At 61.5% G+C, this 9,850-nt stretch carries 10 protein-coding genes; 3 read left to right on the forward strand and 7 right to left on the reverse strand.

The genetic code is table 11. The annotated features are described in order from the left end of the window. On the forward strand, window positions 1–194 hold a 194-nt coding region (locus ACQKEN_RS14760), incomplete at its 5' end, for a hypothetical protein (RefSeq protein ID WP_427686511.1). A 544-nt stretch (window positions 195–738) separates the two neighbouring features. Here ACQKEN_RS14760 and asd read toward each other — a convergent pair. From asd to leuC, 4 genes are all read right to left on the reverse strand, one after another. Next, window positions 739–1,851 (reverse strand): aspartate-semialdehyde dehydrogenase, encoded by a 1,113-nt coding sequence (asd, locus tag ACQKEN_RS14765; protein WP_065986059.1) that lies wholly within the window; start codon window positions 1,849–1,851, stop codon window positions 739–741. 81 nt (window positions 1,852–1,932) lie between these two features. Continuing rightward, entirely contained in the window at window positions 1,933–3,015 is a 1,083-nt protein-coding gene (gene leuB / locus ACQKEN_RS14770) for a 3-isopropylmalate dehydrogenase (RefSeq protein ID WP_427686513.1), read from the reverse strand. Window positions 3,016–3,187: 172 nt separating this feature from the next. Beyond that, a complete protein-coding gene (gene leuD, locus ACQKEN_RS14775; RefSeq protein WP_427686515.1) occupies window positions 3,188–3,832 on the reverse strand; it encodes a 3-isopropylmalate dehydratase small subunit in 645 nt (214 codons plus the stop codon). Between the two features lie 10 nt (window positions 3,833–3,842). After that, complete coding sequence (gene leuC / locus ACQKEN_RS14780) at window positions 3,843–5,267, reverse strand: 3-isopropylmalate dehydratase large subunit (RefSeq protein WP_427686517.1); 1,425 nt, start codon at window positions 5,265–5,267, stop codon at window positions 3,843–3,845. 155 nt (window positions 5,268–5,422) lie between these two features. Between leuC and ACQKEN_RS14785 the strand changes: the two genes are divergently transcribed. After that, a complete protein-coding gene (locus ACQKEN_RS14785) occupies window positions 5,423–6,310 on the forward strand; it encodes a LysR family transcriptional regulator (RefSeq protein WP_427686519.1) in 888 nt (295 codons plus the stop codon). Window positions 6,311–6,472: 162 nt separating this feature from the next. Further along, window positions 6,473–7,615, forward strand: a complete 1,143-nt coding sequence (locus ACQKEN_RS14790; RefSeq protein WP_427686521.1) for a hypothetical protein — start codon at window positions 6,473–6,475, stop codon at window positions 7,613–7,615. An 80-nt stretch (window positions 7,616–7,695) separates the two neighbouring features. Here ACQKEN_RS14790 and ACQKEN_RS14795 read toward each other — a convergent pair whose 3' ends face one another. The 3 genes from ACQKEN_RS14795 to ACQKEN_RS14805 all read right to left on the reverse strand — a co-directional run bounded on the left by ACQKEN_RS14795 (window position 7,696) and on the right by ACQKEN_RS14805 (window position 9,730). Beyond that, entirely contained in the window at window positions 7,696–8,139 is a 444-nt protein-coding gene (locus ACQKEN_RS14795; protein WP_427686523.1) for an Hsp20 family protein, read from the reverse strand. Window positions 8,140–8,254: 115 nt separating this feature from the next. Beyond that, on the reverse strand, window positions 8,255–9,214 hold the full coding sequence (locus ACQKEN_RS14800; protein ID WP_427686524.1) for a tRNA dihydrouridine synthase: 960 nt from the start codon (window positions 9,212–9,214) through the stop codon (window positions 8,255–8,257). Between the two features lie 75 nt (window positions 9,215–9,289). Further along, window positions 9,290–9,730 carry an acyl-CoA thioesterase gene (locus tag ACQKEN_RS14805; RefSeq protein WP_427686637.1) on the reverse strand — a complete coding sequence of 147 codons (441 nt, stop codon included), beginning with the start codon at window positions 9,728–9,730 and terminating at the stop codon, window positions 9,290–9,292. Between the last annotated feature and the right edge of the window lie 120 nt (window positions 9,731–9,850).

Raw genomic sequence — 9,850 nt, forward strand, 5'->3', positions numbered from 1 at the left:
GCCATCCATGGCGGGGGGCGGCTCTCGCGGCATCCATGCCGCTCGGCCCACGGAGCGAGACCTGCGTTCAGCCTGCACCCAAGTCGCGATTGGTGGTGGCTGGACCTTTTGTGTTTGAAGGGCAAAAGCAGATCAAGAGCAAGATCAAAAGCTTCCCGGCTGAAGCCGGTCCCACAGGTATGCGCGGTGTTTGATCGTTCCCACGCTCCGCGTGGGAATGCATCCTGTGACGCTCCGCGTCAGATCGGTGGCTGGATGCACTTCTTCTGCAGGACGCCGAGCGTCCGAGGCGGCATTACCACGCGGAGCGTGGGAACGATCGGATAATCGATGGTGAATGAACCGGCCCCTTCCCGGCTAAAGCCGGTCCTACTAACAGAGCACCGGCACCTGTGGGACCGGCTTCAGCCGGGAAGCCGTTGCCGTTGCCGTTGCCGTTGCTTTTGATTTTCGAACACCTAACGCCCAGACACCACCAATCGCGACTTTGGTGCAGGCTGAACGGAGGTCTCGCGGAGTGGGTCGAGCCGCAGGGATGCGGCGAGAGCGCCGTCAGGGCATGGATGCCCGTTCGGCGCGGGCCCACGGAGCGGGACCGGAGTGAAGGAACCCGACGAAGTCGGGCCAAACCAGGAGTAGGCACCCTTGGTTACTTGGGGTGCTTTTCCAAGTAACTCGCCGAAGGCGAAACGTCTGCCCCCAGGCAGACGCTCTTGATCTTCGTACGCACTGCAGGTATCAACGCTCGAGCAGAATCCGAAGCATCCGACGCAACGGCTCGGCCGCGCCCCACAACAACTGATCGCCCACGGTAAACGCGCCCAGATACTGCGAACCCATATTCAACTTGCGCAAACGTCCCACCGGAATATTCAGCGTCCCGGTCACCGACGTCGGGCTCAGCTCCTGAATGCTCGCTTCGCGATTATTCGGCACCAGCTTCACCCAAGGATTGTGCTGACTGATCATCCCCTCGATATCCGCGATCGGCACATCCTTGTTCAGCTTGATCGTCAGCGCCTGACTGTGGCACCGCATCGCACCGATGCGCACGCAAATGCCGTCCACCGGAATTGGGCTCTTGAAACGACCCAGAATCTTGTTCGTCTCCGCCTGCCCTTTCCACTCCTCGCGGCTCTGACCGTTCGGCAGCTCCTTGTCGATCCACGGGATCAGACTCCCCGCCAGCGGCACCCCGAAGTTCTCGGTCGGGAAGCCCTCGCCACGCATCGCGTCAGCCACCTTGCGGTCGATGTCCAGAATCGCGCTGGCAGGGTTCGCCAGCTCGTCGGCGACCGACGCATTGATCGCCCCCATCTGCTTGATCAGCTCACGCATGTTCTGCGCACCGGCGCCGGAAGCGGCCTGATACGTCATGACGTTCATCCACTCCACCAGACCGGCCTCGAACAGCCCGCCCAGGCCCATCAGCATCAGGCTGACGGTGCAGTTGCCGCCGATGTAATTCTTGGTGCCGGCGTCCAGCTGCTGGTCGATGACCTTGCGGTTGACCGGGTCGAGGATGATCACCGCATCGTCCTGCATGCGCAGGGACGACGCCGCGTCGATCCAGTAACCCTGCCAGCCCGCTTCGCGCAGCTTGGGGAAGACTTCGTTGGTGTAGTCGCCGCCCTGGCAGGTCAGCACCACGTCCAGGGTCTTGAGCTCGTCGATGCTGTAGGCATCTTTCAGCGGCGCGACGTCCTTGCCCACCGACGGGCCTTGGCCGCCGACGTTGGAGGTGGTGAAAAAAACCGGCTCAATGAGATCGAAATCCTGCTCTTCCAGCATGCGCTGCATGAGCACGGAACCGACCATCCCGCGCCAACCGACCAGACCTACACGTTTCATCGCAACTACACCTTAATTAAAAGTGGGGCCCCGACCGCAGAGAGCCACAGGGCTCAACCTGACAGTCGTGGGCCCGAGATATTACAGATTGCGCAGCGCGGCGACTACGGCGTCGCCCATTTCCTGCGTCCCGACCCGGGCATTGCCTTCGGACCAGATGTCGCCGGTGCGCAAACCCTGATCCAGCACCAGGCTCACGGCTTTCTCGATGGCGTCGGCGGCGGTGTGTTCGTTGAAGCTGTAACGCAGCATCATCGACACCGACAGAATCGTCGCCAGCGGGTTGGCCACACCTTTGCCGGCGATGTCAGGCGCCGAACCGTGGCAAGGCTCGTACATGCCCTTGTTGTTCGAATCCAGCGATGCCGATGGCAGCATGCCGATGGACCCGGTCAGCATGGATGCTTCGTCGGAGAGGATGTCGCCGAACATGTTGTCGGTGACGATCACGTCGAACTGCTTCGGTGCGCGGACCAGCTGCATGGCAGCGTTGTCAACGTACATGTGGCTGAGTTCGACGTCCGGGTAATCCTTGGCCACCTGCTCGACGATTTCGCGCCACAACTGACTGGACGCCAGCACGTTGGCCTTGTCCACCGAGCAAAGCTTCTTGCCGCGCACGCGGGCCATGTCGAAGCCGACGCGCGCGATGCGGCGGATCTCGCTTTCGCTGTAGGGCAACGTATCGTAGGACTGGCGCTCGCCGTTTTCCAGTTCGCGGGTGCCGCGTGGTGCGCCGAAGTAGATGCCACCGGTCAGCTCGCGGACGATAAGGATGTCCAGGCCGGCCACGATCTCAGGCTTCAAGCTGGAGGCATCGGCCAGTTGCGGATAGAGAATTGCCGGACGCAGATTGGCGAACAGGCCCAGTTGCGAGCGGATCTTCAACAGGCCCCGCTCCGGACGAATGTCGCGCTCGATGGCGTCCCATTTCGGGCCGCCCACCGCGCCGAGCAATACCGCGTCAACCGAACGGGCGCGCTCGAGGGTCTCATCCGCCAGCGGCACACCGTGCTTGTCGATGGCCGCGCCACCGATAACGTCGTGGCTCAGTTCGAAACCCAGCTGATATTTCTCGCTGGCCAGTTCCAGAACCTTGACCGCCTCGGCCATGATTTCCGGACCAATGCCATCACCTGGGAGAATCAGAATCTGCTTGCTCATAACGTCCTCGTTTCAATAAGTGCATCGGCGCTTCGAAAGCGCCGATTATGTAAGCAGGTGCTATGCCGCCTGTAGGAGCCGGCTTGCTGGCGAACGCGGTTATTCATTCACCGTTGTGTCGCCTGACACATTGCTTTCGCCAGCAAGCCGGCTCCTACAGGGCGCGCATCAATCAGGCATCCCTGAACAGCCACGGCTGCGCCGCGCGATGCTTGCTCTCGAACGCCGCAATCGCCTCGCCGTCCACCAGGGTCAGGCCGATGTCGTCCAGGCCGTTGAGCAGGCAGTGCTTGCGGAAGGCGTCGATTTCAAAGCGGTACACCTTGCCATCTTCACGGGTCACGGTCTGCGCTTCCAGGTCCACGCTCAACTGGTAGCCCGGCGTGGCTTCAACCACTTTGAACAGCTCATCGACTTCGCTTTCGCTCAGGATGATCGGCAGCAGGCCGTTCTTGAAGCTGTTGTTGAAGAAAATGTCCGCGTAACTCGGCGCGATGATGCTGCGAAAACCGTACTCTTCCAGCGCCCAGGGCGCATGTTCGCGGCTCGATCCGCAGCCGAAGTTTTCCCGGGCCAGCAAGACACTGGCGCCTTGGTAACGCTTGGCGTTGAGCACGAAATCCGGGTTCAACGGACGCTTGCTGTTGTCCTGATACGGCTGACCCACGTCGAGGTAGCGCCACTCGTCAAACAGGTTCGGGCCAAAGCCGGTCCGGCGGATCGACTTGAGGAACTGCTTGGGGATGATCTGATCGGTGTCGACGTTGGCGCGATCCAGCGGAGCGACCAGACCGGTGTGTTGGGTAAAAGGCTTCATACGGGGCTCCTTATGCCTGGCTCATGGTGCGAACGTCGACGAAACGGCCGTTGACTGCCGCAGCTGCCGCCATCGCCGGGCTGACCAAGTGAGTACGCCCACCGGCGCCCTGACGGCCTTCGAAGTTACGGTTCGAGGTCGATGCGCAGTGCTCGCCGCTCTCGAGGCGGTCCGGGTTCATCGCCAGGCACATCGAGCAGCCCGGCTCGCGCCATTCGAAACCGGCTTCGATGAACACCTTGTCCAACCCTTCCCGCTCAGCCTGTTCTTTCACCAGACCCGAGCCCGGCACGACGATCGCCTGCTTGATGGTCGACGCGACTTTACGGCCTTTGGCGATGTCCGCCGCGGCACGCAGGTCTTCGATCCGCGAGTTGGTGCAGGAGCCGATGAACACGCGATCCAGTTGAATATCGGTGATCGCCTGATTGGCTTTCAGGCCCATATACTTCAGTGCGCGTTCGATGGAGCCACGCTTGACCAGATCGGCTTCCTGCGCCGGATCGGGCACATTCTGATCCACGGCCACGACCATTTCCGGCGATGTGCCCCAGCTGACTTGCGGCTTGATCTGGGTCGCGTCGAGCTCGACCACGGTGTCGAACACCGCGTCTTCGTCGGACACCAGGTCTTTCCAGGCTTCAACCGCTGCGTCCCACTGCTCGGCAGTCGGTGCGAAAGGACGACCCTTCACGTAGGCAATGGTCTTTTCATCGGTTGCCACCAGCCCGACGCGGGCGCCGGCTTCGATGGACATGTTGCAGATGGTCATGCGGCCTTCGACGGACAGGTCGCGAATGGCGCTGCCGGCAAATTCGATGGCATGGCCGTTACCGCCGGCGGTGCCGATCTTGCCGATGATGGCCAGGACGATATCCTTGGCCGTTACGCCGAATGGCAGCTTGCCCTCGACCTTCACTTGCATGTTCTTCATTTTCTTGGCGACCAGGCACTGGGTCGCGAGGACGTGCTCGACCTCGGACGTGCCGATGCCGTGGGCCAGCGCGCCGAACGCGCCGTGGGTGGAGGTGTGCGAATCGCCGCAGACCACGGTCATGCCCGGCAAGGTCGCGCCCTGCTCCGGGCCGATGACGTGAACGATGCCCTGACGGATGTCGTTCATCTTGAATTCGGTGATGCCGTACTCGTCGCAGTTGTCGTCCAGCGTCTTGACCTGCAAGCGCGACACCTGATCGACGATGGCGTCGACGCCGTCCTTGCGGTCCGGGGTGGTCGGCACGTTGTGGTCGACGGTGGCGACGTTGGCGTCGATGCGCCAAGGTTTGCGACGGGCCAGGCGCAAGCCTTCGAAAGCCTGAGGCGAAGTCACTTCGTGGATGATGTGACGGTCGATGTACAGCAGCGCGGAGCCATCGTCGCGCTGCTTGACCAAATGCGAATCCCAGAGCTTGTCGTAGAGCGTTTTGCCGGCCATCAGACGGTTCCTCATCAGCGTATTTCTATGCCCCGGCCGCCGATGTCGCAATGACACCGCAAAGACCCTTGGCTTGTGGGGGTGATGCTATGGAATATGCTTAAATAACTCAAATTCATATTTTTCATGCTTTGCATAACCAACAGGAATCCGAGATGGATCTGGCTAATCTCAACGCCTTTATTGCCATCGCCGAGATGGGCAGCTTCTCGGCCGCCGGCGAGCGTCTGCATCTCACTCAGCCGGCGGTCAGCAAGCGCATCGCCGGTCTGGAGCAACAAATGGACGTGCGGCTGTTTGATCGTCTGGGCCGCGAGGTCAGCCTGACCGAAGCCGGACGCGCCCTGCTCCCACGGGCCTATCAGATTCTCAACGTACTGGACGATACCCGGCGGGCGCTGACCAACCTGACCGGGGAAGTCACCGGGCGCTTGACCCTGGCGACCAGTCACCACATTGGTCTGCACCGGTTGCCGACGTTATTAAGGGCGTTTACCAAGACCTACCCGGACGTCGCGCTGGACATTCAGTTTCTCGATTCGGAAGTGGCCTACGAAGAAATTCTCCATGGCCGCGCAGAGCTGGCGGTAATCACCCTGGCGCCCGAGCCCCACGCCCTGGTAAAAGCCGTCAAGGTCTGGGACGACCCACTGGATTTCGTCGCCGCGCCCGAGCACCCGCTGGCCACCCAGGCCAACGTCAGCCTGGCCGATCTCGCCCGCTACCCGGCGGTGTTTCCGGGCGAGAACACCTTTACCCACCACATCGTCAGCGAGCTGTGCGAATCACAGGGGCTGAAGCCGAATATCGCCATGAGCACCAATTACATGGAGACGATCAAGATGATGGTGTCCATTGGTCTGGCGTGGAGCGTGCTGCCCCGGACCATGCTCGACGAACAGGTCACCCCCATCCCGTTGCCGGGTGTCCAGCTACGGCGGCAACTGGGGTACATCGTCCACACCGAACGCACGCTTTCAAATGCCGCGCGGGCGTTCATGGCGCTGCTCGATGCGCAGGCCGCGGAGTTTCAGCAACGGTAGAACCCGGCTTGCTGGCGAACGCGGTTCGGCGACCCCACTTCGGTGAATGACAGACAGCATTCGCCAGCAAGCCGGCTCCCACAGACCTTATGCCTGCCAAAAAAGGTGCGCCTTGCCCAGATTCAGGGTAGGAGCGCGCTTGCCCGCGAAGGCATTCCACCTGTGACGAATCAATCGCCTGACATCCTGCATTCGCGGGCAAGCGCGCTACTACACCGGTTTTCGGAAAATGATCAGTCGTGGCTGATCGCGAAATCCGTAGGAGCCGGCTTGCTGGCGAACGCGGTGGACCATTCTGCGCTGCGTCATCTGGAAGATTGGATTCGCGGGCAAGCGCGCTCCTACAGGTTTTGCGGGGTTCCGGGATTGGCTGGGTGTCAGGTCGAGCCTTTGATTCTGCCCAGAGGGCGTAAGAGCGCGCTTGCCCGCGAACGCATTCTGCCTGTAACGAATCAACCGCCTGACACTCTGCATTCGCGGGCAAGCGCGCTACTACACCGGTTTTCGGAAAATGATCAGTCGTGGCTGATCGCGAAATCCGTAGGAACCGGCTTGCTGGCGAACGCGGTGGGCCATTCTGCGCTGCGTCATCTGGAAGATTGGATTCGCGGGCAAGCGCGCTCCTACAGGTTTTGCGGGGTTCCGGGATTGGCTGGGTGTCAGGTCGAGCCTTTGATTCTGCCCAGAGGGCGTAAGAGCGCGCTTGCCCGCGAACGCATTCTGCCTGTAACGAATCAACCGCCTGACACTCTGCATTCGCGGGCAAGCGCGCTACTACACCGGTTTTCGGAAAATGATCAGTCGTGGCTGATCGCGAAATCCGTAGGAACCGGCTTGCTGGCGAACGCGGTGGGCCATTCTGCGCTGCGTCATCTGGAAGATTGGATTCGCGGGCAAGCGCGCTCTTACAGGTTTTGCGGGAATCCGGGATTGGCTGGGTGTCAGGTCGAGCCTTTGATTCTGCCCGGAGGACGTAGGAGCGCGCTTGCCCGCGAACGCATTCTGCCTGTAACGAATCAACCGCCTGACATCCTGCATTCGCGGGCAAGCGCGCTGCTACACCGGTTTTCGGAAAATGATCAGTCGTGGCTGATCGCGAAATCCGTAGGAGCCGGCTTGCTGGCGAACGCGGTGGGCCATTCTGCGCTGCGTCATCTGGAAGATTGGATTCGCGGGCAAGCGCGCTCCTACAGGTTTTGCGGGGATCCGGGATTGGCTGGGTGTCAGTTCGAGCCTTTGATTCTGCCCGGAGGGCGTAGGAGCGCGCTTGCCCGCGATCGGCTGCGCAGCGGTCGTGAATTCTGATCGGCGCCACACTCACGATGGGCACGCGACAGAAACAAAAAAAGGCGCCCCGCAGGGCGCCTTCTCACGCTGACTCGGGATCAGTGAGTCAGGGTTTTCTGAGCATTGATTTCGATGCGTTTTGGCTTGGCCTCTTCAGGCACCAGACGCAGCAGGTCAATGTTCAGCAGGCCGTTGGCCAAAGCAGCGTTCTTGACCTCGATGTGGTCAGCCAGGCGGAACGACAGCTTGAAGGCACGCTGGGCAATGCCCTGGTGCAGGAAGGTCACGCCTTCCGCGGTGTTCTCGCGCTTGCTGCCAGTGACGGTCAGTACGCCCTTCTCGACTTGCAGCTCCAGATCGTCCTCCTGGAAACCCGCCGCCGCGATGACAATGCGGTACTGGTCATCAGCGTGTTTCTCGACGTTGTAGGGAGGGTAGCTGCTGGCCGACTCGTTGCGCGCCGCCGACTCGAACAGGTCGTTGAAGCGGTCGAACCCAACCGAGTGACGGAACAGTGGAGCCAGGGAAAATGCAGTAGTCATCTGAAAATCTCCTGATAAATCAGCAAGTGGTTATCTCCGCGACCCGCCTTCGGCATCGCGTAATCCCAAAATAGGGACGGCCATTTGCGTTTCAAGAGCCCTTCAAAAAAAATTTTCAGGCGGCTTCCGGCACGCTCACACCGAGCATCCGGCTGATCCGTTCGCAGTCGGTTTCGCGGCGCAGGGCATCGAACAGCACGGTCGCTTCGGGGTAGCTTTTGGTCAGCAGGACCACCCATTGCTTGAGCCGGCCCGGTGCCTGGACGCGGGTCATCTTGGCCATGGCCTGCAGCCAGAAATCGCGCAGCAGCGGCTGTAATTCGGCCCAGGTCATGGGGATGACGTCACGCCCGGCTTGCGCGGCGGCGATCTGCCGACCCAGGTCCGGACGCGCCACCAGACCGCGGCCGATCATGATGTCGCGGGCCCCGCAGATTTCCCGGCAGCGGCGCCAGTCGTCGACGGTCCAGATCTCGCCGTTGGCAATGATCGGGATCTTCACCACGTCCTGAATCTTGCCGATCCACTCCCAGTGCGCCGGCGGCTTGTAGCCATCGACCTTGGTGCGGGCATGAACGACGATGTGTTCCGCGCCGCCCGCTTCCAGCGCCCGGGCGCAATCAAGGGCCGGCTCGGTGCTGTCGTAGCCCAGGCGCATCTTGGCGGTGACAGGAATGTGCGCCGGCACGGCGCGGCGTACGTGACTGAGGATGGTGTGCAGCAGCTCAGGTTCCTTGAGCAACACCGCCCCGCCCCGGGACTTGTTGACGGTCTTGGCTGGGCAACCAAAATTCAAGTCGATGACCGGCGCGCCCAACTCGGCCGCAAAGGCTGCGTTCTCCGCCAGGCACACCGGGTCCGAACCCAGCAGCTGCACGCGCAACGGCACGCCGGCGCGGGTCTTCGAGCCGTGCAACAGCTCGGACGCAAGCTTGTGGAAGTAATGCTCCGGCAGCAGACGCTCGGTCACCCGGATGAATTCAGTCACGCACCAGTCGATGCCACCGACTTGCGTCAGCACGTCGCGCAGAATGTCGTCGACCAGGCCTTCCATGGGCGCCAGGGCAATTTGCATGGGTCACACTCGAAAAAAAGTCCGGCAGTTTACGCAGAGGCCGGCGGATTGCATACGGTTTACCCGCGCCGGACGTCAGGAGATCGCGCTGTGGAGGCCGGCGGCGTACCCGTCGATGAACTCGCTCGGCATGCGCTTGGGTTTGCCCGACGACAGTTCGATGCAGACGAAGGTGGTTTGCGCACGCAACAAGGTCACGCCGTCACTGGGACGTTTCAGCTGAAAGCGCCGGGTCATTTTCAGGCGCTGGTCCCAATCGACGATCCAGGTCGCCAGTTGCAGTTCGTCATCCTGATAGGCGCTGGCCAGGTAGTCGATCTCATGCCGGACCACGGCCATGGCCCGGTCGAGTCGGCGGTACTCGGTCAGGTCCAGGCCCAACCGCTGGGAATGCCGCCAGGCGCAGCGTTCGAGCCAGGTGACGTACACGGCGTTGTTGGCGTGACCCAGGCCGTCGATATCCTCCTCGCCCACCTGCAGATCGATGACGAACGGCGTTGCCAGATCCCAGACCATTTCTTCCTGCCCTATTAAATTCATCACCCGGGCAGTGTAACCAAAAGCATCGGGCAAAACTGAAGGCGATCTTGCATGACCAGAAGCTGCGGGTGCCCACACCGGCCTCTTCCCGGCTGA

Origin of the sequence: Pseudomonas sp. NPDC078416, assembly GCF_050268485.1 — a bacterium.
Classification (GTDB): Bacteria; Pseudomonadota; Gammaproteobacteria; order Pseudomonadales; family Pseudomonadaceae; genus Aquipseudomonas.

Coding starts and splice junctions, on each gene's coding strand:
- ACQKEN_RS14785 (WP_427686519.1), top strand. CDS start 5,423: ATGGATCTGGCTAATCTCAACGCCTTTATTGCCATCGCCGAGATGGGC.
- leuC (WP_427686517.1), bottom strand. CDS start 5,267: ATGGCCGGCAAAACGCTCTACGACAAGCTCTGGGATTCGCATTTGGTC.
- ACQKEN_RS14805 (WP_427686637.1), bottom strand. CDS start 9,730: ATGGTCTGGGATCTGGCAACGCCGTTCGTCATCGATCTGCAGGTGGGC.
- ACQKEN_RS14800 (WP_427686524.1), bottom strand. CDS start 9,214: ATGCAAATTGCCCTGGCGCCCATGGAAGGCCTGGTCGACGACATTCTG.
- ACQKEN_RS14795 (WP_427686523.1), bottom strand. CDS start 8,139: ATGACTACTGCATTTTCCCTGGCTCCACTGTTCCGTCACTCGGTTGGG.
- asd (WP_065986059.1), bottom strand. CDS start 1,851: ATGAAACGTGTAGGTCTGGTCGGTTGGCGCGGGATGGTCGGTTCCGTG.
- leuB (WP_427686513.1), bottom strand. CDS start 3,015: ATGAGCAAGCAGATTCTGATTCTCCCAGGTGATGGCATTGGTCCGGAA.
- leuD (WP_427686515.1), bottom strand. CDS start 3,832: ATGAAGCCTTTTACCCAACACACCGGTCTGGTCGCTCCGCTGGATCGC.